Here is a 23,472-nt window from a genome sequence, read left to right on the forward strand (position 1 = left end):
GCCAGCTATTGGCTATTCATGATAATCTTCGTCATAAATAAAACGATGTAGTTTTAAGTACTGTGCACCGAGTTTACGTTCGTTTTCATTATCTTTAGGGAAGTAATAGCGCCGGCCAGCTAATCCTTTAGGCATATAGTTTTGTTGGGCAATCTGATGTGGCATCTGGAATGGATTGTTGATCAAACCACCACCTGTAATTTCCTCGGAGTGTTTGTAGTGCATATCGCGCAATCCACGGGGCATGGGGTGCTGGCTCGGATTTTGGGTATCCTGATCTAGCTTTTCCCATGATTGGTCAAACGAACCGGACTTGGGTGAGATGCACATCAGCATGGTGGCAAACATTAGTGGGTATTTTGCTTTGGGCATGCCGATTTTTTCAGCTTGGTTAGCAGCAACAACGATCTGTGTGACCTGTTCCGGGTTAGCCAAGCCGATATAAGTGTATGGAATTTCACGTAGTCGGCGAACTACTGAGGGTAAATCATCATTTTTTAACAAGATCGTTAAGTAGTAGAGTGCCGCGTCGGTATCTGAGCCGGCCATTGAATCCGAGTAAGCTGACAAATAATCATAATGCTTAGTTGCCTTACGGTCGTAGCTAAAATGTTGTTGTTTTGCAAAGTTTTGGACCGCTGCGACGGTGATTTGATGCTGATCAGTTGCGTGGAGTGTTTCCAAGATGTTTAAAGCAATTCGTAGATCACCATCAGCCGAAATAGCGATCAGATTAAGGGCTTGGGTGTCAACCTGATCGTCAGTTAGCTCGTAAATATCGGTTACTGCGCGGCGTAAAGCAATTTCGATGTCTGTATCGCTCAATGGTTGAAATTCAAAGATTTGGCAGCGCGAGCGAATGGCCGGAACAATTGACATAATTGGATTTTCGGTTGTTGACCCAATTAGCATGACGTGACCGTTTTCTAAATAAGGCAATAAAAAATCCTGCAATGTTTTAGTCATGCGATGAATTTCGTCAATCAGTAGCACAAACGATTGATTGGGGTATTGTGCGATGGCTTTAGTGAGCTGTGCTTTGTTCTCAGTCGAAGCATTAAAAGCTACGAAGGGATAGTCGTCTTGGCTGGCAATGATTTGTGCCAAACTGGTTTTGCCGGTTCCCGGCGGCCCCCACAGAATGAGGGGGATATTAACGTGTTGATCAATAATCTGGCGCAGTGGCTGGCCCGACTTCAACAAGTCCTGTTGTCCGACCATCTGATCCAATGATTGTGGCCGCATTTGATCAGCCAACGGTGTTTTAAATGCCAATTTCAAAGTCCTTTCCGATTAAAAAAATTTAGTCAAAATTATGCTATTATCATAGCACTAATATTTTGGAAACTTAAAAAGAAAGTTTGGCAGTTTTAACGACAATCGGTGCTGGAGTAAGCGAATTTGATACCATAGGTTTGTCTTCTTGGTGGTAGGTGGCGGTTCGATGGATTATTGCTTTCAGTTTTGATGCTTGTCGATGAATGAGAAAGGCCGCTATTATTTTAGGGACAGCGTAGCTTCAGCGTGGGAAGTTTAACAACTTAGAATCACCCCCGCATACACGGGAAACAGGGAAATTGATGTGCGCTAAGGGCTGGTATGACGGGATCACCCCCGCATACACGGGGAACAGACTAAACAAACCCCATTAAATCAACAATCCAAAATAACCAAACAGCGAATTTTAGTTAACTTGCAACTTCATCGCTACTTTGACTATAAGGTATGATGCCAAGAATATCAATAATCTCTCCATTGGAGTGAAACATCATGTGTAAGCACCACGAAGCAGAAAATGGCAACGTATTTGGCTATTTAAAGTAGATTACCTGAGCCGCAATATGGCGTCAAATCATTCCATCCTTCAATAACTACCTTACCAATCATATGACGCTGCTCGATAAGTTGATGGGCCTGCCGCAAGTTGAGCGCGTTAATCGGCTGTAGTGTCTGCGATAGCGTACTTTTAAGTAAGTCGTGGTCAAGCAAATTCGCGATTGTGTCTAGGATGTAGTGCTGACTAATCATGTCGGCCGTGTGGTAGTAGGACTTTGAGTACATCCATTCCCATGCAAACGTCCTGCGTTTTTTAGTTAGTTTTTTAAGGTCAATTGGGCGCCGATTTTCAGTAATTGACGCGATGTGGCCACCGGGTTTAATGAGCGCGCACATCTCATCCCAGTGGCTGTTAAGATCGCTTAATCCGAGTATATAGTCGACATCTTTAATACCCAAAGCATGTACCTCACGAACCAAATCATGACGATGATTGACGACTAAATCGGCGCCGTGTTGCTGCGTCCAGGTGATACTTTCAGGTCGTGAAGCACTACTAATAACCGTGAGTCCCGTCAATTTGGCTAGCTGAGTGGCAATTGAACCGACGCCACCAGCACCATTGATAATGAGGATCGTCTGATTGTGTTTTTGGGAATTGGGTTTAGCTGGGTCAAACGAAATATGAAGTTGCTCAAATAATGCTTCGTATGCGGTCAGCGAGGTAAGTGGCATGGCGGCACAGGCGGCGGGAGTTAAAGTTTTTGGTGCATGTCCGACAAGTCGTTCGTCAACAAGGTGATAAGCGCTGTCACAGCCAGGACGGTTGAATGAGCCAGCATAAAAGACCCAATCACCAGGTTGAAAGAGTGTCACGGCCTTTCCAACGGCGGTCACGATACCAGTTGCATCCCAACCGAGAATCTTGGGTCGCGTGAGGTGTTCATGCCCTGCTTTGCGAACGCCGACGTCGACTGGGTTGACAGCGACGGCTTGAATTTGAACAAGTATGTCATGGCCGTGGGGAGTGGGTTTGGTGATTGTCACGTCTTGTAAACTAGCAGGATTTTCAATAGGTAAGTGATCGGTAAAACCAATTGCATGCATAATAATCGAACTCCTTTCATGACATTACTATAGGTTGTCGACTAATGATGTACAAGACGTGAATTAATTGTCACATAGGGACGGTTTTGTAACGTGCAAGTCCGATTTAGTCGGAGAAATTGTGCTACAATCAAAGCGCTTAATTGGAGTGGGGCGAGATAATGCAACGACAAATATACGATTGTGCGGCAGGCTGTCCAGTTGAAAGTACCTTGCAAGTCATTGCGGGTAAGTGGAAAAGTGTTATTTTATACCATTTATTAACAACTGGCACGTGTCGTTTTAGCACCTTGCAAAAGCGACTACCAGGATGTTCACGACGAATGTTGGCACGCCAACTACAGGAAATGCTCCAAGATGGCGTGATTGCGAAGCGCGTTTACCCGGTCGTGCCACCGAAAACGGAGTACTGGGTCACGCCATTTGGTCAGACCTTGAAACCAGTAATTATGGCCATGGAAGCATGGGGGCGGCAGTATAATTCAGTTAACGGGAATATCATTAGTTAATAGTAATTTGAGGGTGGTCCACATTGCATGCAGAAAATTTTGATAATGATTATTGAACTGGGCTTACTAAGAATCGATGTGATTCTTAGTAAGCCCAGTTATTTGTTTACATTTACCTTTTTGGTGAGGTGGCAAACTGGTAACATTAGATCAATGTGTGAATTGCCCCTTATTTAGCCTGAAAAGTGTTTGCTGAGTAATAATGAAATAAAAAATAATCGTAGTGGTAAGCAATGATACCGTATTAAGTTGGGGACAGATTGCAAATTAGTTGCTTGTAGTTGAACTCTTGTTAGATAATAAGCAACAACCTAACTAAACACGATTCGTTATATCAGTTATTGCTGGGGGTGTAAGTCTCAATTAGTTTTTGTCTGCTAAATGGGGGTGCTGTTATGGAAAATTGTTTTGGAATCATTGGTGGGATGGGAACGATGGCAACCGAGGATTTTGTGCATACCGTTAATCGGCTGACTGTCACGCATCGTGATCAAGATTATTTGAATTATGTGGTTTTAAATGATGCGCAGATCCCTGACCGTACTGCCTATATTTTGGATCATAATTGTACGAACCCACTACCATCATTGAAAGCGGACGTGCGGTTACTTAATCGGTTAGGGGCTAAGTTTATCGTGATGACGTGTAACACGGCGCATTATTTTATACCGGCGTTAACAGCGATTACCAACGTGCCGATTTTAAATATGCCAGCACTTGCAGTCGAAGCGGCTTGTCAATTGCAGCAACCGCGACCGTTACGAATCGGTATCTTGGCGACGACGGGAACACTGAAGTCACAACTTTATCAGCAACTCATTCGATCTAATGGTCATATGCCGGTTGTGCCAACTGAGCAGCAGCAAGCTCAAGTAATGGCTTTAATTTATGAAGATATCAAGCAGCATGACTATGTGGATCGGGTCAAATTCCATGGATTAATTGACCAACTATTGAACGCCGCCGATTGTGATGCTGTCATTCTTGGCTGCACAGAATTGTCAGTGGCTCAAGATGCTGTGCCGTATGGGTCTGAACGGGTTATTGATGCACAGTATGAATTGGCCAGAGTAACAGTCCAATGTGCACAGGCCGCTAAGCCAACAATGATACTTCAGCGGCAACAGTCAATGAATGGTTACTAGAGGTGTACAGGTAGTCGGCAGTGATGTTATCAGCAAGTTTATAGCAGCCTAAATAGCCATCCTCGTTAATTAATCTTTAATTAGCGAAGGTGGCTATTTAGGCTGCTAGATTGTGATCATGAATCGGTAGTCCAATTTGATTGACTGATGACGTAAAAATTGAAGGAAATGTTGCGATAATCAAGCTGAATTAAAATATAAAACGAAATAGGTAGGCTAGAAAACAAATTCAAGCAAGTTGGTTTGATACTGAAAATTTCATTTTATGTTATGGAAAGTAGTGGATCTAATTCATCGTAAATACGCCGATCATTATATAAATTAGAGCATACGCTAAAAATCCGAATACAATTGCCATTCCAAGATATTTGATGATGTTAATAATGGCCTCGAGTAGTTCAAACATTTTTTCACCTTTTTCAATATAAATTTTATAGCTGGTAACGTCTTCAATATATGTTGCAAATGGTTCAACAGGCCCAGCCAGATTTGCGTCCAACAGTGCGATTAAAGGCTGACCAGATTCTTTATTGAAATATGGATCGCCCGTATGTGCAGGGAATGGAGCGTTTCGGCCGTGAATGTGTCTAACAATTGTAGGGCACTTCATGTCCACCACGTTCCAACAATTGGCAGAAATGCTTGGAAGTCAGCGTAGGGCGAACTAACCAAGCAAGTTTACGCTAAATCGAACCTTTTCCAGCGAGTCTAAGCTGGCTGTTCTTGATTTTAGCGAACGGCATGTTTTAATCATGATTCATACCCAATAATAACTAGCACAATTAAATTTATCTTCGGATTCTATAATATTTGTTGCTACTTTTACCCAAATACAAAGCGAGTCCTCAACTGAAGGCTCGCTTTGTATTTGGGGTATTGTAAATCATTCCATATGATGTTTCCGAACCGGGCTGACCCACGTTCCGCTACCATAACCAAGAATGGTTTTAACGGCTGGAATCAGTGTCATGACTAGGGCAAGGGCATTCACTTGCCAGTAGACCAGCATGTAAAGTGGCATGAAAATTAAGTATTTAAATTTCTTACCACGGTCATCCACAATCAACGCCGAGAGCAGTTGTAGTAGTCCAGCAAACATTTCGAAGGTGACAAAGATAAAGGCCATACAAAACATATGGTAGACCCGCTCGTAGTTACCGGTAAAGAAGAAACTAATCAATGAGAACAAAAAGATTAGAGTAGAAACGAAGAAGAACAAGGACCAAATAATACTTAACGTCTGGTCCGTAATGAACGCCCATTGCTTTAAATATTTGCCTGGGTGACTCATGACTCGTCTGAAGTTGGTCAATAAGACTTCGGTACCACCCTTAGCCCAACGCTTACGTTGGTGGTAGAGGGCTTTTAAAGTTTCAGGAACGTTCATGTAGAACAGAATATCAGGTGAGAAAACGGTCGTCCAACCGTTTAACTGGTGGTCCCAAGCGATACTAATGTCTTCAGTAGCACGGTCTTGACGGAACAAACCAACATCGATCAAGGCATCGCGTCGATACATGGTGTTGGCGCCACTGTAGGCGTACATGTTACCGAGGGCGCTGACCTGACTACGCTTGATCACCCCAACGATACTAGAAAATTCTACCGTCTGGGATTTGGCGATAATCGTGCTACGGTTTTGAACATCCATATTAGCAGTAACGGCCGCCGTATTCGCATGTTCCTCACCCATGAAGTAACTCATGTATTTCCAAAGTGCATCGGGTTCGGGAATTGAATCGGCATCGTTGCTTAAAATGAATTCACCCCGGGCAAAGCCGACGCCAACGTTAAAAGCGTGGGCTTTGCCTTGGTTTTTACGAATAGTGACGACCCGTAACTTGGCATATTTATCTTGCAAACGTGCTAAAATTTCAGGGGTTTTATCCGTTGATCCGTCATCGGTAACCAATACCTCGTAATTCGTGTAATTCAAACTTGTCATTAAGTAATCAATCGTGTGTTCGATCATGACTTCTTCATTGTGGGCAGGAATCATGATGGTGATCAAAGGTTGTTCTGCGGGTGCTAGTTCCTTGAATTCGACATCGTCGGTATGCCGGTGCCGATAGATTAATTGGTAACATAAGACCCCGACAAACCAGGCAAATGCCCCTAAAATCGGGTAGGAAACTAGTAGTAGCAGGACAAAGTTCCAGATGCTTTCAAAAGGTTTTAATGTTTGCATTATTTCCATAGCTTAGTCCTCGTACAATTTGTGAATTTCGTGAACGTCAAGATTTTGTTCAGGATCAACCGTGTAATGTTTAACATGTTGGCGGAAAGTTTCTTGACCAAAGCGCGTCGTATAAAAATTATTTAAACGCCGCTTGCGAATGGCGAGTTGTTCTTCGTCATATTGGCGTTCCTTACTAATGTGTTGCTTGACCCGGTGATTATTGTGAATTGTTGAGATAATCACGATAATAGCAATTAAAATAAACGCGAAAATGAAAAAACGGTCAAAAAAGTAAAATAGAGTCTTGCCTTCCTCGTACTTCCAAGCGTGAATAAAGCGCGGATTGTTCGCGAGTAATGTTGAAGAAATCGTCCAGTAGACTGGAATTGCAACACAGATCCAGCCAATAATGGCAACAAGGGTCTGCCAAATCTTAGTCCACCAATGTCCCTTAGTGAAATACTTGTCGGTCACATATTGTTGCATGACGTCCTTTTTTTCAGTCTTTTCCAAAATATAACCTCCATTCTGTTGATTATGATTAGGATGACACCCGTAAGTGAAATGTGCGCAAATCAGCATTGTTGCTGGCACTAACGAGTAGGAATGTGATTAACTGTCAGATACAGTTTTGGCAGTTGGCGGCTTGTCAGCATTAAGCTCAATAGCTACATAATTGAAGTGTCAACGGCCAGTTGAAGTAATCAAAACTATTTGCCGAGTGACATTAAAATAAGTGTGATTGTTCACAAAGATAGGTGCCAGGGTTAATATTTAGCCCTTGAATTCAATATACGCCCCTTAGCGAAGTTTGTGAACGTTATTCGGCAAAAATTTGTGATTTAATTAACATTGTAATAAGTCAATCTTAATGCCATTTAAGATTAGAACCTAGGGTGATTTTGATTGCTTATTTCCATAAAACAAATTATTATATAATGATGACTAAAATTAGCGTCATATTCTGTGAAATCCGGTGCGCATGGCGATTTGTACCGGTATTTCAGCAACCAGTATGATAAAATGGGCTAGTGGGGTTATGCAAATAACCTAATAATCCAGCGAGAAGCGAAGGGGATAACGATGATTAAGCAATTTAAACCAACTTGGATGATACCAGCAATCTATAATGTGACGCCGGCGCAACTACGCGCCCAAGGAATTAAGGCCGTGTTTACAGACCTTGATAACACGTTGATTGCGTGGAATAATCCAGATGGCACCCCGGAACTGAAGAAGTGGCTGCATGCTTTACAGGACGCTGGTATTCCTTTGGTAGTTGTGTCTAATAATTCAGAAGACCGAATTGCAAAAGCTTTGACGAGTTTGGAGTTGCCATTTGTGTCACGGTCGCTGAAGCCGTTACCGATTGGTATTACGAAGGCCCGGCGTGATTTGGGCTTGCAGCCAAATGAAGTTGTAATGGTTGGGGATCAGTACATCACTGATATGTGGGCGGCCCACTTAGCGGGGGTGTCAAGTATCTTAGTGAAACCAATCGTGACGACGGATGCGTGGAATACCCGTATTAATCGCTTCTTTGAACGATTTATCAAATTACGATTAGCGCATGTTTATCCAGAAATGCATTTTCAGGAGGACCTTAATAAGTGAGTGAAACATCAGAAGAAACTTTATACTGTATTGGTTGTGGGGCAGCCATTCAAACGACTGATCCCAAGGCAGCGGGTTATACCCCCAACAGTGCGTTACAAAAATCATTAGCTAGCGATGTCCAAGATTTATACTGTCAGCGTTGTTTTCGATTGCGGCATTATAACGAAATTGTCCCGGTTGGTTTGACCGATGATGATTTCCGTCATTTGTTGGCAACGATTCGTGACGCTAACGCATTAGTTGTGTACGTGGTTGATATTTTTGATTTAAATGGGAGTATCATTCCTGGTCTCCAACGGTTTGTTGGTGATAATCCAGTTCTGTTGGTCGGTAATAAAGAAGACGTGTTGCCACGTCAATTACGTCGGACTAAATTACGGGAATGGATGAATCAGCAAGTTCGTGCGCAGGGAATCAAACCGGTCGACGTTGCGCTAACGAGCGCTAAGAAGGGCCATTCGATTGATGAGCTCTTGGCGATGATTGAAAAGTATCGTCGGGGCCGCGATGTTTATGTCGTGGGGGTCACGAACGTTGGTAAGTCAACGTTGATCAATCGGATTATTGCTAACAATACCGGTTTGAAGGATTTGATTACGACATCCCGGTTCCCAGGAACCACGTTAGATAAGATTGAGATTCCGTTGGATGATGGTCATATGATGGTCGACACCCCCGGAATTATTCATCCAGAACAGATGGCCCACGTGCTATCTGGCGATGATCTCAAGTTAGTGTCACCACAACGTGAGATTCGACCTAAGGGATTCCAATTAGGTAACGGTCAGACTTTGTTCTTAGGTGGTGTCGCGCGCTTAGATATTGTTGATACGATGAAACCGACCGGAACGGTCTACGTTGACAATAATTTGACGTTGCACCGAACTCGAACTGAGAACGCCGATAATTTTTACACCAAACACGTTGGTGAATTGATCACACCGCCAACGGGTGATGCGGTGGCGGACTTTCCGGCACTAGTGCGTCATGAGTTCAAGGTGACTGAAATCAGTGACATCGTGTTTGAAGGGTTAGGTTGGGTCACTGTTGCTGCCGACACGCGGGTTGCCGCCTGGGCACCACAAGGCGTTGCCGTCTTAACACGTCCAGCGATGATCAACAAACGGTAATTTTAGCTTAGTTTAATCTGAGCACACGACTGACTATTTTGAATCAAGAAACAACTATAATAGGAGTAAATTAAACTTAATGGAAAACTTACGTGGAAAACAAAAACATTATTTACGTGGTGAAGCCCACCACATGCGACCACTCTTCGCGGTAGGGAAAAACGGCTTGACGGATGATTGGTTAATGCAATTAACGGGCGCGCTCGATAAGCGTGAATTAATCAAAGTTAATATTTTGCAAAATGCCGATGTGACAACGGCCGAAGTAAAAGCAGCTATTGAGCAGCATACTGCGATCACGGTCGTTCAAACAATTGGCCGGGTGTTAGTTTTGTACTTACCAGCGAGTCATGAAGAAGATCGGCACTATTCATTAGAAGTTGCAAAGCTATAGGAGGAATGACGGGTGCAGACGGTTAATCAAACAGCGACAAAAGTTCTGACGGAAACGGTGACGGCTATTCCGCATCGTCGGGTTGGTATTTTAGGTGGCACGTTTAACCCACCGCATTTAGGACACTTGATTATGGCTCAGCAAGTTGGTGATCAGTTAGGCTTGGATGAAGTTCGGTTTATGCCGGACGCCCAGCCGCCACATGTCGATGAAAAAAAGACAATTGCGATAGAAGATCGGGCCAACATGGTTCAAGAAGCGATTGTCGATAACCCGTTATTTCGGTTGGAAACGGCTGAGATAACGCGGGGAGGCAAAAGTTATACGTATGAGACCATGAAGCTGTTAAAGGCGCAACATCCTGATACGCAGTACTATTTCATCATTGGCGGTGACATGGTCGATTATTTGCATACCTGGTATCACATTGATGATTTAGTGAAATTAGTCACCTTTGTCGGCATTAAACGAACTGGATACCCAACGACGAGTCAGTACCCGGTTATCTGGGTCGACGCGCCATTGATCGATATTAGTTCGACGCAGATTCGTCAAAAAATCAGTCATGGCCATTCGGTTCGTTACTTAGTGCCGGAGACCGTGGCCGCTTATATTAAGGAGCATCATTTGTATGAGCAAAACGATTGAATATACTGAAGGAATTGTCCCATATCGTCACGAGGAATTAATGGCCCAAGTGGCGGGCCAATTGACCGACAAACGGTACCAGCACTGTTTGCGCGTCGAACTAACTGCGCGGAAATTAGCAGCTGCAAATGACGTGGACGTCGAGTTAGCTGGGATTGCCGGCCTCTTACACGACTATGCCAAGCAACGTGATGATCAGACCTTTATTGATCTCATTAAGAGTCGTGGTATGGATCCTAACTTGGTGGCATATGGAAATGGGGTTTGGCACGGTTACGTTGGGGCCGAATTGATCAAAGATGAGCTGCATATTTACAATGAACCCATTCTTGATGCCGTACGATTACACACGGTCGGTGCGCCATATATGACCAAACTAGCGCAGATTATTTTCATGGCTGATTTTATTGAACCGGCTCGTGATTTTCCTGGTGTCGATGAAGCGCGTCAAGCAACCGCCCACTCTTTAGCGGCGGGTGTTCGGTTCCAGATTCAACATACATTAGATTATCTTATTCAGAAGGGCGCACCAGTTTACCCACAAACGTTAGCAACTTATAACGCGTGGGTCGGTGGTGTGGCTCCTCAATTTGCCAATTAAATTTAAGGGAGAGTTTTATGGATAGCAAAGAACTTTTACAATTAACTGTTGAGGCTGCCGATGACAAACGGGCAGATGATATTGTGGCATTAGATGTCGCCGAAGTAAGCTTGATGGCGGACTACTTTGTCGTTTTATCCGCGGATTCGAAGCGTCAGGTGCAAGCAATCGCTGATAACGTTGTCGACTTTATTCGCAAGGCTGGTTCGGACGTGAAGAGCGTCGAAGGTCGGACGGCTGGTGAATGGGTCTTGATTGACGCTGGTGACGTCATCGTGCATGTTTTCCAAAAGGATGCACGAGCACACTATAATTTAGAGAAATTATGGTCAGATGCCCCTATCGTGGATGTCGCCCAATGGGTTAACGCATGATCTACCAGACGTTTGCCGAACTTTATGACGAACTTTTTGATCCAGCCATGTACCAGCAATGGCTGGATTTTGTCCGTCGAGAGTTACCCAACCAGGATGGTCAATTACTTGAATTAGCTTGTGGAACGGGTCGCTTAGGCGTCTTATTAGCGCAGGCCGGTTATCAGGTGACGGGCTTAGATCTATCAGAAAATATGCTAGCACTCGCTCAGGAGCACGCGGATGAAGCCGCCGTAACATTACCCTTGTTACAAGGCGACATGCTTGATTTGTCAGAAATCGGGACGTTTGACGCGGTGACCTGTTTTGCGGACTCGTTTTGTTATTTACCGGACATTGCGACGGTTCAGCGGGCATTTGAACAAGTCGCACAACACTTAACAGCGACTGGTGAATTCTTGTTCGACGTGATTACGCCTTACCAAACTGATGAAGTTTATCCAGGATATATGTACAATTACCGGGATGAAACGCGGGCTTTTATGTGGACGAGTTATGCTGGTGAACAGCCGCATAGTGCGGAACATGATTTAACTTTCTTTATTTATAATGATGATAAGCAAGCTTTTGATGAAGTCAGTGAGCTGCATCAAGAGCAAACCTATGTGTTGGCCGACTACCAACAGGCTTTACAGGCTGCTGGTTTTAGTCAGGTGACAGTTAGTGCTGATTTTGGTCAGCAGCAACCTGATGAGCATACGACGCGGTGGTTCTTTAAGTGTCGTAAATAACGGGAGGGACTAGTGGAGATGCAAGCGGTAGGGCTCATAACTGAATACAATCCGTTGCATAATGGTCATCGTTACCACTTGCAACGAGCCCAACTGCTGACTGGCGCGGACTGTGTGGTCGTTGTAATGAGTGGTAATTGGTTACAACGTGGTGAACCGGCAATTTTGGATAAGTGGACGCGTGCCAAATTGGCATTGGCCAATGGGGCGGACTTAGTTATTGAACTTCCCGTTTTTTTTGCAGCCCAACCTGCACACTTGTTTGCACGGGGCGGCATTGAACTGCTAAGTGCGTTGAACTGTACGAGCGTGGTTTTTGGTGCTGAGCACCCTGAGTTAGATTTTCAACGGCTAACAGCCGCTATTGCTGCTAATCAGGGCGACTTTAGTCACTATAACGCCACCTATGCGACACAGTTCAACTCTGCCTTACAGGCGGCTACTGGTGTTACGTTAACGGCGGCCAATGATATGCTGAGCTTTTGCTATTATACGGCTAATCAGGCGCTGGCCCACCCGATGCGGCTAGTGCCAATCAAGCGTCAGCAAGCTGATCATGCGACAACTGCTATCGCAACGGGAAGTTCGTATGCTAGTGGGACAGCGGTTCGTCAGGCCGCTTTTGATCAGAATTGGGGCAGTCTCAAATCAGTGGTTCCCACGGATACGTTGACCGCCTTGACGACGCAGCGCTTGCAGCGGTGGGCTGACTTTTGGCCTTTCTTACAATATCAATTGCTAACAGTTGATATTGCTCACAGTGGTCAGTATGATCAGATGGCGGAAGGCTTGGAGTACCGAATGCAAACAATGGCGCAACGGGCGACGTCTTTTGATGATTTTATTCATCAGGTGAAGTCTAAGCGGTATACGTACACTCGGCTGCAGCGCGTTGCGACGGCCGCGTTGTTGCAATTAACTCAGGCGGAAGTCCAAGCGGCCCAAGCCCATAATTATTTGCGTGTTCTAGGATTTACCCCTAAAGGTCAGGCTTACTTACATCAAGTCAAAAAACAGTTACCATTACCGTTATACACAAAAATCAATCAAAAACTGCGACAACATGCGCTGAATCTGGACTACCGGGCCGGCCGGGTTTACCAATTAATTAATGGGCAGTCCCAAGATTTGTATCGCCAACCGTGGCAATTACCGGCAATTATTGGTTGACCGAGGCGGACTTTCCTGATATGGTTAGGTCTATTGGCGGGCATTTTGGCCTGTCAAGGAAAAAACATTGACAAAGGATTTTTACACAGGTATAATTTATCACGTTGCATTAGGAGGTTTTTAAATGAAATGGTCACTTTCACAACTTAAAACGTACCGTGAAACGCCACTTCAGTTTGATGAAGCATTGGATTTAAAACACTCCTTGATGAGCCGTTATCCAGAAATCATCGATGTTAAGTCAGTTCATGCAACTGGTTTAGCTAGTTACGATAAGGATAATGTGTTGATCACTGCGAAGATTGACGCAATGTTAACGTTGCCGTCCAGTCGATCGCTGACGCCAGTGGATGTGCCATTGGCTTTTCAGATGACAGAATATTATGTTCCCCAGGGAACGGATCTCAGTCGTTTTGACGAGGAGACCGATACGGTAATTATTTTACCTGAAGATGATATTTTAGACTTTGATGTCGCTGTGGAGGATAATATTTTAATTCACATCCCCATGCAGATTCTTTCTGAAGCTGAGCAAGACGGGGCCCCAATGCCGACTGGTAAGGGCTGGGAAGTCCTCTCTGAGGATGACCAAGCGTTGCAAGCTGCAGAACTTAAAACTGTTGATCCGCGTTTAGCTAAGTTAAAAAACCTGTTCCCTGATCAGGAAGACAAGGATTAAGTTAGTTGAGCGTATCAAAAAACACATTATGTGAATTCACTTGAAGGAGGTGTAGGTTGATGGCTGTACCAGCAAGAAGAACATCTAAGATGCGTAAACGCAACCGTCGTGGTCATATTAAATTGGCTACACCAAATTTGGCACCATGCCCAAATTGTGGCGAATTACGTGTATCACACCGTGTTTGCCCAAGTTGTGGTTACTACAATGGCAAGCAAGTCGTAAAAGTAAACAACTAATTGTTAGTTGCTGAAAAGTCGCATTGCGGCCATGGCGCATGGGACCTTTCGTTACCATAATACGATCTAAAAACCCGCTTAGGCGGGTTTTTTTGTTATCCTCAATTAATGTCATTGTGGCGCACTAGTGTTGTGATTATCGTTAAACTAGTTTAGTTTGCATATTGATTGCGACTGATAGCCAAGCTTACGTATACTAAAGTTATCAATATAAAAAAATACACGTGACAACTTTTACTAGGCAGTGACGAGGAGGTTATGGAGATGACTATCAAAGGTTATGGACTTGGAATTATGCTACTGAGTGTTGCATTGTTAGCCGGATGTACTTCAAATCAGTCTGTGAAAAATAATGATAACCGACAACAATCGAGCAGCCAAAGTAGTTCGGCCAAAAGCGTGACGGCCACGACTAAAGTTTCACTAACAGCGGCCATTAAAGCCTTTCAGCAGCAATATCCAGATGCAAGTATCACGAGTATCGAATTAGAAACTAAACTTGGCCGCCCCGTGTATACACTGGAAGGAGACGGTGGTACTCAGGAGCATGAATTACAGCTCAATGGTCGTACTGGAAAAGTAATCAGTAAAAAATCCGAGCAATTGGACCAAGAAGATCAAGCTGATCATAAGGCCAATCAACTGAATCTAAGTAAAGTGATTAGTCCTAGCAAGGCCGTCGCAATTGCGGTCCATGATCGAAACGGTGGCCACGCAACGGAACTCAAGTTAGATAAGGAGACCGGGATTACTTATTGGGAGGTTCAGGTTCGTCAAGGCCAACGGCAAGTTGACGTTAAGATCGACGCTCATAAAGGTAGTATATTGGAAACAGAACATGATGATTAAGTTCAGGTGGGCAGTGTAAGCATGCGGCTGCGAAGCGTAATACTGTGACATAAATCAATGGTAAAACGGGTGGTCTTAAATGAGACGACCTTTTTTAGCAAGATGGGACTTCATCGCTCGGCTGGTTAGTTATATTCAACGTTGTTGGTCGTGATCATCACATCGGTTTCCATCACGCCAAACTCTTGCCACATGATTTGATTAATAGTTTGAATGAGATGCGTGATTTCTATGGCAGTCATTTGCGATGGCACGCTGATTGTGACACGTAACATAATTAAATTGCCGTCATAATGGGCTTTGAGGAATATGACTTTACGGACGACACTTAAACTAGCAATTCGGTGTTGATAACGATTTTCAAGGTAGGGGTCGAAATAATCAACTAGGTTCAGACTGCTTTCGCGAAAAATTTTGGCACCAGTGTTGAGAATGTATAATCCTAAGCCAATGCTGATAACGTTATCAAATCAGTGAAGATGGAAGCTAACGGTTATTAGGATCGTGAGAATCGTTGTTAGACTGGTCAGAGCATCCGTAAAGGTATCACGACTGGCAGCGGTCAGGGCGGCATTATTAAATTTACGGCTCCAGTAATGATTGAAGGCCCACAAAATTGTTAACGCAATAAAGGAGAAACTCGCGGCTAGACCAGCTACGGTTCCTGGGTTTTTCAATGGTGTATGGGTGGCAAACGTTATCATACCTTTAATAATGATTTCGAGCCCAATGGCCGCCATAATGGTGCCGGCAAGTAAAGTGAAAATGGTCTCAAAACGAAAGCGGGATTGCTGAATTCGGGGCCCTAATTGGTACTGCTCTTTGAGAGCGATAGGGGCGCCAAACAGATCGTTATCGTGAGTTCGACTAGCGATAAACAATCCGGTCATGAGTAAGCCAGTCGAAAAAATTCCTGACAGATTATTGAAAGCATCCGCTCGTAAGGCTTGTGAGTGGCCCCAGTGGGCACCTAGGAGCTCAATGATAAATAGGCCTAAGTAAACGGCCACGTTGCCCCAAAGATGGTGACGGGCCGTTTTGAGCGAGATAACTACGGGGTGTTCAATTTGATGCCAGTTAGGTGGTGTATTGTTGCGCATGGTTGGTGCCTCCTTGCAGATCTTAGCCTGAATTGGCGGGCTAATTGCTAGGTATAGCGACATGAATATTGCTCAAAGTATGGCCGTAGCGCTAGCACAGATGAATACAATAATCACACCCCACGTCATTAAACGATGAAGGCGATTAGCTAGACCACATTAACACTAGCGTAGCATGGCTTGTTAAGGATTGTCAGGGGTCATGATTTGAAAGGAAAGTGGCCTTTTAGATGCTGCTGTGAAAATTAATTTCTTTCTTGATTGAATGTTATGAAATTAATTTTATTAATTGCGATCATTTACTTTATTAACTGCATTTTTTTTGGTACGATAGTTGCGTAATAAAATTTGGGAGGCAATAAACTAATGAGTAATGAAAAACCACAAATTGGTGTCATTGGGATGGCCGTCATGGGTAAAAACCTGGCGTTGAACATCGAAAGCCGCGGCTACAAGGTTGCGATTTTTAATCGGACCGGTGCCAAAACTGAAAAGGTCGTTAAGGACCACGCTGATAAACAATTAGTACCAAGCTATAAGATTGAAGACTTCGTAGCGTCACTTGAAACGCCACGTCGGATTATCATGATGGTTAAGGCTGGAAAACCAACTGATGCCGTGATTGATGAATTATTACCATTATTGGATAAGGGTGATGTCTTAATTGATGGTGGGAACACCAACTTTAATGACACGATGGCCCGTAACGCTCGCTTAGATAAATCCGGTATCAACTTTATCGGCATGGGCGTTTCCGGTGGTGAATTAGGTGCCTTACAAGGGCCTTCATTGATGCCTGGTGGTCAAAAGGAAGCTTACGATTTAGTTGCCCCAATCTTAGAAAAGATTTCCGCAAAAGCGCCTCAAGACGGGGCACCTTGTGTCACTTACATCGGCCCTAACGGTGCTGGTCACTATGTTAAGATGGTTCACAATGGGATCGAATATGGTGATGAAGAGTTAATCGATGAATCATACAATATTATGCGTAACGTGGCGGGTTTATCCGTTGACGAAATGGCTGACATTTTCACTGACTGGAACAAGGGTGAATTAAGCAGCTACTTGATTGAAATTACCGCTGACATTTTGTCACGTAAGGATGATTTAGGCGCTGATAAGACTAAGCCGATTGTTGACATGATCTTGGACCGTGGGAACAACAAAGGGACTGGTAAGTGGAGCTCTGAAGATGCGTTGAACGTTCAAGTGCCACAATCAGTTATCACGGAAGCCGTTTATGCACGTTACATCTCGATGATGAAGAACGAACGGGTCGCTGCTTCTAAGCAGTTAGCTGGTCCAACTGCTGATGTTAAATTACCAGCCAAAGAAGAATTGGTTGAAAAGATTCGGCAAGCGCTCTACTTCAGCAAAATCATGAGTTACGCTCAAGGCTTTGAACAACTCCGCTTTGCTTCCGAACATTACGGTTGGGACTTGAAGTTTGGGGAACTTGCTCAAATCTGGCGTGCCGGCTGCATTATCCGGGCACAATTCTTACAAAACATCACGGATGCTTTTGACAAGAAACCAGACTTAAATAACTTATTGATGGACGACTACTTCACTGATATCGCCGCTAAGTACCAACAATCAACACGTGAAGTGCTTAGCTTAGCCATCCAAGCGGGTGTGCCAGTGCCTTCATTTAGTGCCGCATTGTCATACTACGACTCATATCGGGCCGAAGTTTTACCTGCTAACTTATTACAAGCACAACGCGATTACTTTGGTGCTCATACGTATGAACGGACTGACCGTGAAGGCTTGTTCCATTACAGTTGGTATGAAGAACAATAAAATAACTTTGAACTGAATAAACTGTGACTGATGACGATGATCGTCATTAGTCACAGTTTTTTTGTGTTGAAGTTGGGATTACCAGTGATTCGCGGTGGTTTAAGTGGATTAGAACGTACGTTTGCGTTAAAATTAAAGGTAATGAACTAACGCGAAAGTGGGGGTTGCTATGCGACAAGAATCATTATTTAGTCCGGATAAGGCTAGTAGTCCGTTGGCGTACCGAGTCCGACCAGTGACGCTAGCGGGCTTTAAAGGTCAGGATCACCTACTTGGTCCGGGTAAATTATTGCGACAATTAATTGCTGAAGACCAGTTGCCATCTTTGATCTTCTGGGGACCGCCGGGTGTCGGCAAGACGACGCTAGCCGAAATTATTGCGCAACAGACGCAATCACACTTTATTACTTTCAGCGCGGTTACTAGTGGTATCAAAGAGATTCGCCAAATTATGGATGAAGCGGAGGCCAATCGTGATTTTGGCGAGAAGACGATTGTTTTTATTGACGAAATCCATCGATTCAATAAGGCCCAGCAAGATGCATTTTTGCCCTATGTTGAACGTGGGAGTATTACCTTGATCGGAGCGACCACGGAAAATCCGTCATTTGAGATTAACGCGGCGTTATTGTCGCGATGCAAGGTACTGGTACTAAAGGCATTGACGGCTGGTGATCTGGAAGCAGTCTTGCAAGGGGCGTTGCATAATCCGAATGGGTTTCCCAATCTGGAGATTACGTTGCAACCAGATACGTTACGACTAATTGCAGAATTTGCCAATGGCGATGCTCGCATGGCACTCAATACTTTGGAAATGGCGGTCTTAAATGGTGATCGAGATGGCTCCCATGTCACGGTCACCACAGCAGGTCTATCGCAGTTGATCAATACAAAGTCGTTGCGCTATGATAAGCATGGCGAGGAGCATTATAATATTATTTCTGCACTACACAAGTCGATGCGTAATAGTGACGTGGACGCGGCGATTTATTGGTTGATGCGGATGCTTGCTGGCGGCGAAGATCCCTTGTATATTGCACGACGCTTGATTCGTTTTGCCAGTGAAGATATTGGTTTGGCTGATCGGCAGGCCTTGCCATTGACGGTGGCAGTATTTCAAGCCTGTCAACTGATTGGGATGCCCGAATGTGATGTGAATTTGACGGAAGCCGTGACTTATCTAGCACTGGCCCCGAAATCAAATGCACTATACGCAGCCAAATCGGCAGCTCAGTCAGATATCAAAGCAACGGGAAATTTACCGGTACCGTTACAAATTCGTAATGCACCGACAAAATTAATGAAAGATTTAGGTTATGGTTCTGATTACCAATATGCACACGATACGGCTGATAAATTAACTACCATGACAACGATGCCACCGGAGTTAAGTCAGCATCGTTACTATGAACCAACTAGCCAGGGACAAGAGAAAGCCTGGCAACAGCGCTTAGCTACCATTCGACAGTGGCACCACCAACATCCACAAACAAAACCGACCGATGGCGAGGCTTAAAGATTGCAATTTGATGAGAATTCACTAAAATTAGATTTGGGTGAGGAACAGACACTGGTTGAGGTGTAGGAAATTCAGCGTTTTCATGTTAAAATAACATGTTGTACTAGCTTAAGGCAGATTAGTGGGGCTCAAGCACTAATCTGTACGGTTTTTAGATAAGTTGAATATTAGGAGTGACTAAAAGTAAATGAGTCGAATATTAATTATTGAGGATGAAAAAAACCTCGCACGCTTCGTTGAATTAGAATTAAAACACGAAGGCTATGATATTCAAGTCGAATATAACGGCCGCAAGGGGTTAGACGCAGCGTTAGCTGAAGATTTTGATGCCATCCTATTAGACCTAATGTTACCAGAACTAAATGGTTTGGAAGTATGTCGGCGGGTACGTGAAGTTAAGAACACGCCAATTATCATGATGACGGCCCGTGACTCTGTGATTGATCGAGTTTCCGGCCTGGATCATGGGGCAGATGATTACATTGTTAAGCCATTTGCTATTGAAGAATTACTGGCACGCTTACGAGCACTATTGCGGCGAATCGATTTGGAAAGTGAACAACAAAGCACTAAACAAACGACCGTCACTTATAAAGATTTGACGATTGAAAAGGAAAACTTAGTCGTTAAACGCGGCGACGAAGTCATCAACTTGACGAAGCGTGAATATGAACTGTTATTAACTTTAATGGAAAATATTAACGTAGTCTTAGCACGGGATGTCTTGTTAAACAAGGTTTGGGGTTATGAGTCAGAAGTTGAAACGAATGTTGTCGACGTTTATATCCGTTACTTGCGGAATAAAATTGACCGACCAGGCGAAAAGAGTTACATCCAAACTGTTCGTGGGACTGGATACGTGATTCGTTCTTAATGACTGACATCAATACTAATCAAGTGACGCCCAAACCACGGCGCCGTTGGTCATTAAAATGGAAATGGGCGCTTGGGACCGCAATCGGGTCCGCGCTCATTTTTATTTGTTTTTCATTATTGGTCTATAAGAGCTTCACGAACCTCTTATTGCGCCAAGAACAACGGAACGTGGCTAGTGCAGTTACAACGGTGCAACAGTCTTTGCGAACGGAGTCCAAGGGATTAACGATCAAATCGGTGGCGGCTAAGTTGCAACCGGAAGCGAGTGTAGAACCGGCCAATACCATGAGTGAGCGGAAGCACGGGGTTCTCCAGAGTAAAATCTTTTCAGATTCAGATTTGACCGCCCTTTCGCGAACGAACTTAGCAGTGACGGTGTATGACCCACGTGGGAATACCTTGTATCTTTCACGTAAAGACGCTCATGAATTTTCGAAAAGCCAATCGCGACAAGTGGCCATTGTTGGTCGTGGCAGTGAGGCTGAATTAGTGGGGCGGGCGCCCATCTACGCAGCTAGTAATCACCGGTTGATTGGATATGCCCAAGTTACGAATAACTTGGCAGAATATCACTCCACGACACAGAACTTAATTTGGATTTTTGTTGTCATGACGATGATTACAATCTTTGGTGCCACACTATTGGGCTATTTTCTGGCAGCGTTTCTATTACGGCCAATGCGGAAAATCAAGCAGACGATTAATGCGGTCAATGATGATCCTCAAACGGATTCGCGGGTGCCCGATCTTAAACGCAATGATGAATTGTCGGATTTGGCAGTGGTATTCAACGATATGTTGGATCAGATGCAACGCTACATCAATCAACAGCAACAATTCGTTGAGGACGTCTCCCATGAATTACGGACCCCGGTGGCCATTATTCAGGGACACATGGAGTTGTTGAATCGGTGGGGTAAGGATGATCCGCAAGTGTTATCGGAATCACTAGCGGCTAGTTTATCAGAGACTAAGCGGATGCAGAGCCTAGTTCAAGAAATGTTAGACTTATCACGAGCTGAACAATTAGAGATTAACTTCAGCCATGAGACGTCGGATGTTCAGAAATTAGTGACGCAAGCTTTTAACGACTTCAAAATGATTCATCCAGACTTTAATTTTACATTTGACGATGACGTTAAAAAGCCGGTTTATGCCCAGATTTATCGAAATCACCTTGAACAAATCCTGATTATTTTATTGGATAATGCGGTCAAGTATTCGACTCGACGCAAAGAAATCCATTTGTCATTATCCACGGATTATCGCTATATCGAAGTCGCCGTCCAAGACTTCGGTGAAGGCATTTCTAAGGATAATCTCGACCGGGTTTTCAATCGCTTCTATCGGGTTGATAAAGCGCGTAGTCGTGACAAGGGCGGTAATGGATTAGGGCTATCGATCGCCCAACGGTTAGTTGAAGGTTATCATGGCCATATTAGTGTTGAATCGGTAGTGGGCCAAGGCTCGATCTTCCGGTTCCAGTTGCCAATTTTACGTGATTCAAAGCTATTGGCTAAGGCCGAGGCTGAAACGAATGATGTTGAAAAGATTGCTAAGTCGGAACTGCCAGCTGGAATCCGACCAGCTACTCGTGATGAAGATGAAGCGCCCTTGGATGATCATGAGCACGATCACTAGGCAATCGAATCATTGATGAATTTTAAGACGCACATTCAAGTTGATGTAACTTGAATGTGCGTTTTCAGTTTGGATAATTGCGCTGTAATGAATTTTAAAGACGCGGCCTATGGGATCATATCGTGATTTTGAGGGAGGCTTGAATCAATATTGAACATCGACTAGTTCGATAAGGCACAGTAAGATGCTGATTAAACGACGAATGGATGGCGCACAAACAGGTTGAGTTTAATCCTGATTCAGATTGATCCGACTCGAAATAGGTCTAAGTTGACCTATATTTGTTGGTATGTTCATCATGAAACCATTTTCACAAGTAACCTTTTTTGGTATAGTGGAAGAGTAGTTAATTTAATCAGGGGGCGAAGTTGTTGACGAACGAACCAACTTATCGGCCAATGACGTTCAAAATTTTTTTGGAATTCATTCGGCTAAATGCCAAGGCAGCTAGTGTGGTGCCGTATTTTATTGGTGTTTTATTTTCAATCTATTATTTTCATGCGTTTAATTGGATCAATTCGTTAATTTACTTAGTTGCGCAAGTAGCGATTGCATTATTTGTGACGGGGTTTAATAATGTGCAGGATTACTACTTGGCTAAGGATTTACATTATCGGGATACTTATAACATTGTTGGCCGTGAGCACCTGTCACCACGACGATCATTGAATTTGATGCTAGCGATGTTAGCAACTGCAATTATTTTAGGATTAGTGCTAGTCGTCAGAACAAACTTATTGTTACTGTTCATGGGCGCTGCAGCGATTGGTGTGGCCATCTTCTATACCTATGGCCCGGTGCCGTTTTCGCGCTTTCCGTTGGGTGAACTACTATCGGGATGTGTCGAAGGATTTGGCGTTTTCTTTCTGAGTGTTTATATGAACGTCGCAACTCCCGTACTGGCGGGCTTCAAGTTTGCTTGGCCGCAGTTTGCGATTGTGGGGAACTTAGAGAACATATTGGTTATGATTTTGGTGGGGCTACCAGGGATTTTCTTGGTTGCAAATATTATGTTAGCTGACAATATTTCAGATTTAAAACAGGATATTCGCAACGAGCGCTATACGGTGCCGTACTATATTGGTCATCGTTGGTCACTACGGGTCTATGATACGCTAGCGCTGTTAGGCTATTTACCAGTGCTGGTGAGTGTTGTCTTACAAATACTACCGATTTATCAATTGGTAGTGTTGCTCGTTTTACCAAAAATTTTGAAGAATATTCGGGCCTTTAACGCGGTGCAGGTGAAAGAAACCACCTTTAATACGGCGCCACAAAATTTGATGATGTTTCAAGGCATGCAATTACTTGGACTGATTCTGGGCATTTTCTTTTAATCCGGTCTGGTTAATTGGGATGGTTCACAAAAACGGCGGCCGTCATTC

At 44.0% G+C, this 23,472-nt stretch carries 24 protein-coding genes; 18 read left to right on the plus strand and 6 right to left on the minus strand.

From position 1 onward, the window contains the following. Nucleotides 1-12: 12 nt before the first annotated feature. Together LP667_RS06285 and LP667_RS06290 are read right to left on the minus strand one after the other, a co-directional pair. On the minus strand, nucleotides 13-1,275 hold the full coding sequence (locus tag LP667_RS06285; protein ID WP_021731727.1) for a replication-associated recombination protein A: 1,263 nt from the start codon (nucleotides 1,273-1,275) through the stop codon (nucleotides 13-15). A 540-nt stretch (nucleotides 1,276-1,815) separates the two neighbouring features. Further along, nucleotides 1,816-2,883: a zinc-binding alcohol dehydrogenase family protein gene (locus LP667_RS06290; protein WP_021731726.1), complete on the minus strand. Its 1,068-nt coding sequence runs from the start codon at nucleotides 2,881-2,883 to the stop codon at nucleotides 1,816-1,818. A 161-nt stretch (nucleotides 2,884-3,044) separates the two neighbouring features. Between LP667_RS06290 and LP667_RS06295 the strand changes: the two genes are divergently transcribed. Beyond that, nucleotides 3,045-3,392, plus strand: coding sequence for a winged helix-turn-helix transcriptional regulator (locus LP667_RS06295; protein WP_033609480.1), 348 nt, complete (start codon nucleotides 3,045-3,047; stop codon nucleotides 3,390-3,392). Nucleotides 3,393-3,787: 395 nt separating this feature from the next. Then, nucleotides 3,788-4,537 carry a cysteate racemase gene (gene cuyB, locus LP667_RS06300; RefSeq protein WP_021731724.1) on the plus strand — a complete coding sequence of 250 codons (750 nt, stop codon included), beginning with the start codon at nucleotides 3,788-3,790 and terminating at the stop codon, nucleotides 4,535-4,537. Between the two features lie 286 nt (nucleotides 4,538-4,823). Here the strand turns inward: cuyB and LP667_RS06305 are convergent, their stop codons facing one another. The 3 genes from LP667_RS06305 to LP667_RS06320 all read right to left on the minus strand — a co-directional run bounded on the left by LP667_RS06305 (nucleotide 4,824) and on the right by LP667_RS06320 (nucleotide 7,229). After that, a complete protein-coding gene (locus LP667_RS06305; protein WP_033609479.1) occupies nucleotides 4,824-5,147 on the minus strand; it encodes a hypothetical protein in 324 nt (107 codons plus the stop codon). A gap of 273 nt (nucleotides 5,148-5,420) precedes the next feature. Then, the gene (locus LP667_RS06315; protein ID WP_021731723.1) at nucleotides 5,421-6,734 is read right to left on the minus strand and encodes a glycosyltransferase family 2 protein; all 1,314 of its coding nucleotides are present in this window, start codon (nucleotides 6,732-6,734) and stop codon (nucleotides 5,421-5,423) included. A gap of 3 nt (nucleotides 6,735-6,737) precedes the next feature. Next, nucleotides 6,738-7,229, minus strand: coding sequence for a hypothetical protein (locus tag LP667_RS06320; RefSeq protein ID WP_021731722.1), 492 nt, complete (start codon nucleotides 7,227-7,229; stop codon nucleotides 6,738-6,740). Nucleotides 7,230-7,799: 570 nt separating this feature from the next. Between LP667_RS06320 and LP667_RS06325 the strand changes: the two genes are divergently transcribed. The 11 genes from LP667_RS06325 (at nucleotide 7,800) to LP667_RS06375 (ending at nucleotide 15,148) form a co-directional block, all read left to right on the plus strand. Beyond that, the gene (locus tag LP667_RS06325) at nucleotides 7,800-8,330 is read left to right on the plus strand and encodes a YqeG family HAD IIIA-type phosphatase (protein ID WP_021731721.1); all 531 of its coding nucleotides are present in this window, start codon (nucleotides 7,800-7,802) and stop codon (nucleotides 8,328-8,330) included. Then, nucleotides 8,327-9,463: a ribosome biogenesis GTPase YqeH gene (gene yqeH / locus LP667_RS06330; RefSeq protein ID WP_021731720.1), complete on the plus strand. Its 1,137-nt coding sequence runs from the start codon at nucleotides 8,327-8,329 to the stop codon at nucleotides 9,461-9,463. The genes LP667_RS06325 and yqeH overlap by 4 nt, the downstream gene beginning before the upstream one ends. A 79-nt stretch (nucleotides 9,464-9,542) precedes the next feature. Next, the gene (gene yhbY, locus LP667_RS06335) at nucleotides 9,543-9,857 is read left to right on the plus strand and encodes a ribosome assembly RNA-binding protein YhbY (RefSeq protein WP_021731719.1); all 315 of its coding nucleotides are present in this window, start codon (nucleotides 9,543-9,545) and stop codon (nucleotides 9,855-9,857) included. Nucleotides 9,858-9,869: 12 nt separating this feature from the next. Continuing rightward, nucleotides 9,870-10,505, plus strand: a complete 636-nt coding sequence (locus LP667_RS06340; RefSeq protein WP_021731718.1) for a nicotinate-nucleotide adenylyltransferase — start codon at nucleotides 9,870-9,872, stop codon at nucleotides 10,503-10,505. Next, nucleotides 10,489-11,106: a bis(5'-nucleosyl)-tetraphosphatase (symmetrical) YqeK gene (yqeK, locus tag LP667_RS06345; protein ID WP_021731717.1), complete on the plus strand. Its 618-nt coding sequence runs from the start codon at nucleotides 10,489-10,491 to the stop codon at nucleotides 11,104-11,106. Before LP667_RS06340 ends, yqeK begins: the two co-directional genes overlap by 17 nt. 17 nt (nucleotides 11,107-11,123) lie before the next feature. After that, a complete protein-coding gene (gene rsfS, locus LP667_RS06350) occupies nucleotides 11,124-11,480 on the plus strand; it encodes a ribosome silencing factor (RefSeq protein ID WP_021731716.1) in 357 nt (118 codons plus the stop codon). Further along, nucleotides 11,477-12,211: a class I SAM-dependent DNA methyltransferase gene (locus tag LP667_RS06355; protein WP_021731715.1), complete on the plus strand. Its 735-nt coding sequence runs from the start codon at nucleotides 11,477-11,479 to the stop codon at nucleotides 12,209-12,211. Before rsfS ends, LP667_RS06355 begins: the two co-directional genes overlap by 4 nt. Nucleotides 12,212-12,229: 18 nt before the next feature. After that, nucleotides 12,230-13,381: a nucleotidyltransferase gene (locus LP667_RS06360; protein WP_056988309.1), complete on the plus strand. Its 1,152-nt coding sequence runs from the start codon at nucleotides 12,230-12,232 to the stop codon at nucleotides 13,379-13,381. A 124-nt stretch (nucleotides 13,382-13,505) separates the two neighbouring features. Continuing rightward, complete coding sequence (locus LP667_RS06365; RefSeq protein WP_003640295.1) at nucleotides 13,506-14,060, plus strand: YceD family protein; 555 nt, start codon at nucleotides 13,506-13,508, stop codon at nucleotides 14,058-14,060. A gap of 59 nt (nucleotides 14,061-14,119) precedes the next feature. Continuing rightward, nucleotides 14,120-14,299 carry a 50S ribosomal protein L32 gene (rpmF, locus tag LP667_RS06370; protein ID WP_003638547.1) on the plus strand — a complete coding sequence of 60 codons (180 nt, stop codon included), beginning with the start codon at nucleotides 14,120-14,122 and terminating at the stop codon, nucleotides 14,297-14,299. A 264-nt stretch (nucleotides 14,300-14,563) separates the two neighbouring features. After that, nucleotides 14,564-15,148, plus strand: a complete 585-nt coding sequence (locus tag LP667_RS06375) for a PepSY domain-containing protein (protein ID WP_021731712.1) — start codon at nucleotides 14,564-14,566, stop codon at nucleotides 15,146-15,148. A gap of 470 nt (nucleotides 15,149-15,618) precedes the next feature. Here LP667_RS06375 and LP667_RS17015 read toward each other — a convergent pair whose 3' ends face one another. After that, nucleotides 15,619-16,248 carry a cation diffusion facilitator family transporter gene (locus tag LP667_RS17015; protein ID WP_021731710.1) on the minus strand — a complete coding sequence of 210 codons (630 nt, stop codon included), beginning with the start codon at nucleotides 16,246-16,248 and terminating at the stop codon, nucleotides 15,619-15,621. A 366-nt stretch (nucleotides 16,249-16,614) separates the two neighbouring features. Between LP667_RS17015 and gndA the strand changes: the two genes are divergently transcribed. The 5 genes from gndA (at nucleotide 16,615) to LP667_RS06405 (ending at nucleotide 23,424) form a co-directional block, all read left to right on the plus strand. Beyond that, a complete protein-coding gene (gene gndA, locus LP667_RS06385) occupies nucleotides 16,615-18,051 on the plus strand; it encodes an NADP-dependent phosphogluconate dehydrogenase (protein ID WP_021731709.1) in 1,437 nt (478 codons plus the stop codon). A gap of 169 nt (nucleotides 18,052-18,220) precedes the next feature. Beyond that, nucleotides 18,221-19,567 (plus strand): replication-associated recombination protein A, encoded by a 1,347-nt coding sequence (locus tag LP667_RS06390; RefSeq protein WP_021731707.1) that lies wholly within the window; start codon nucleotides 18,221-18,223, stop codon nucleotides 19,565-19,567. Between the two features lie 190 nt (nucleotides 19,568-19,757). Continuing rightward, complete coding sequence (locus LP667_RS06395) at nucleotides 19,758-20,444, plus strand: response regulator transcription factor (RefSeq protein ID WP_003638551.1); 687 nt, start codon at nucleotides 19,758-19,760, stop codon at nucleotides 20,442-20,444. Beyond that, entirely contained in the window at nucleotides 20,444-22,087 is a 1,644-nt protein-coding gene (locus tag LP667_RS06400; RefSeq protein WP_056988308.1) for a HAMP domain-containing sensor histidine kinase, read from the plus strand. The genes LP667_RS06395 and LP667_RS06400 overlap by 1 nt, the downstream gene beginning before the upstream one ends. Before the next feature lie 368 nt (nucleotides 22,088-22,455). Beyond that, nucleotides 22,456-23,424: a UbiA family prenyltransferase gene (locus tag LP667_RS06405; protein ID WP_082618906.1), complete on the plus strand. Its 969-nt coding sequence runs from the start codon at nucleotides 22,456-22,458 to the stop codon at nucleotides 23,422-23,424. The last annotated feature ends 48 nt before the right edge of the window (nucleotides 23,425-23,472 follow it).

Origin of the sequence: Lactiplantibacillus paraplantarum, from assembly GCF_003641145.1 — a bacterium.
Lineage (GTDB): Bacteria > Bacillota > Bacilli > Lactobacillales > Lactobacillaceae > Lactiplantibacillus > Lactiplantibacillus paraplantarum.

Excerpts from the sequence above, each read along its gene's own strand:
- LP667_RS06375 (WP_021731712.1), top strand. The coding sequence starts at position 14,564 with ATGACTATCAAAGGTTATGGACTTGGAATTATGCTACTGAGTGTTGCA.
- LP667_RS06395 (WP_003638551.1), top strand. The coding sequence starts at position 19,758 with ATGAGTCGAATATTAATTATTGAGGATGAAAAAAACCTCGCACGCTTC.
- LP667_RS06360 (WP_056988309.1), top strand. The coding sequence starts at position 12,230 with ATGCAAGCGGTAGGGCTCATAACTGAATACAATCCGTTGCATAATGGT.
- rpmF (WP_003638547.1), top strand. The coding sequence starts at position 14,120 with ATGGCTGTACCAGCAAGAAGAACATCTAAGATGCGTAAACGCAACCGT.
- LP667_RS06390 (WP_021731707.1), top strand. The coding sequence starts at position 18,221 with ATGCGACAAGAATCATTATTTAGTCCGGATAAGGCTAGTAGTCCGTTG.
- LP667_RS06315 (WP_021731723.1), bottom strand. The coding sequence starts at position 6,734 with ATGGAAATAATGCAAACATTAAAACCTTTTGAAAGCATCTGGAACTTT.
- LP667_RS06325 (WP_021731721.1), top strand. The coding sequence starts at position 7,800 with ATGATTAAGCAATTTAAACCAACTTGGATGATACCAGCAATCTATAAT.
- LP667_RS17015 (WP_021731710.1), bottom strand. The coding sequence starts at position 16,248 with ATGCGCAACAATACACCACCTAACTGGCATCAAATTGAACACCCCGTA.
- rsfS (WP_021731716.1), top strand. The coding sequence starts at position 11,124 with ATGGATAGCAAAGAACTTTTACAATTAACTGTTGAGGCTGCCGATGAC.
- LP667_RS06400 (WP_056988308.1), top strand. The coding sequence starts at position 20,444 with ATGACTGACATCAATACTAATCAAGTGACGCCCAAACCACGGCGCCGT.
- LP667_RS06365 (WP_003640295.1), top strand. The coding sequence starts at position 13,506 with ATGAAATGGTCACTTTCACAACTTAAAACGTACCGTGAAACGCCACTT.
- gndA (WP_021731709.1), top strand. The coding sequence starts at position 16,615 with ATGAGTAATGAAAAACCACAAATTGGTGTCATTGGGATGGCCGTCATG.
- cuyB (WP_021731724.1), top strand. The coding sequence starts at position 3,788 with ATGGAAAATTGTTTTGGAATCATTGGTGGGATGGGAACGATGGCAACC.
- LP667_RS06295 (WP_033609480.1), top strand. The coding sequence starts at position 3,045 with ATGCAACGACAAATATACGATTGTGCGGCAGGCTGTCCAGTTGAAAGT.
- LP667_RS06290 (WP_021731726.1), bottom strand. The coding sequence starts at position 2,883 with ATGCATGCAATTGGTTTTACCGATCACTTACCTATTGAAAATCCTGCT.
- LP667_RS06305 (WP_033609479.1), bottom strand. The coding sequence starts at position 5,147 with ATGAAGTGCCCTACAATTGTTAGACACATTCACGGCCGAAACGCTCCA.
- LP667_RS06355 (WP_021731715.1), top strand. The coding sequence starts at position 11,477 with ATGATCTACCAGACGTTTGCCGAACTTTATGACGAACTTTTTGATCCA.
- yqeK (WP_021731717.1), top strand. The coding sequence starts at position 10,489 with ATGAGCAAAACGATTGAATATACTGAAGGAATTGTCCCATATCGTCAC.
- yhbY (WP_021731719.1), top strand. The coding sequence starts at position 9,543 with ATGGAAAACTTACGTGGAAAACAAAAACATTATTTACGTGGTGAAGCC.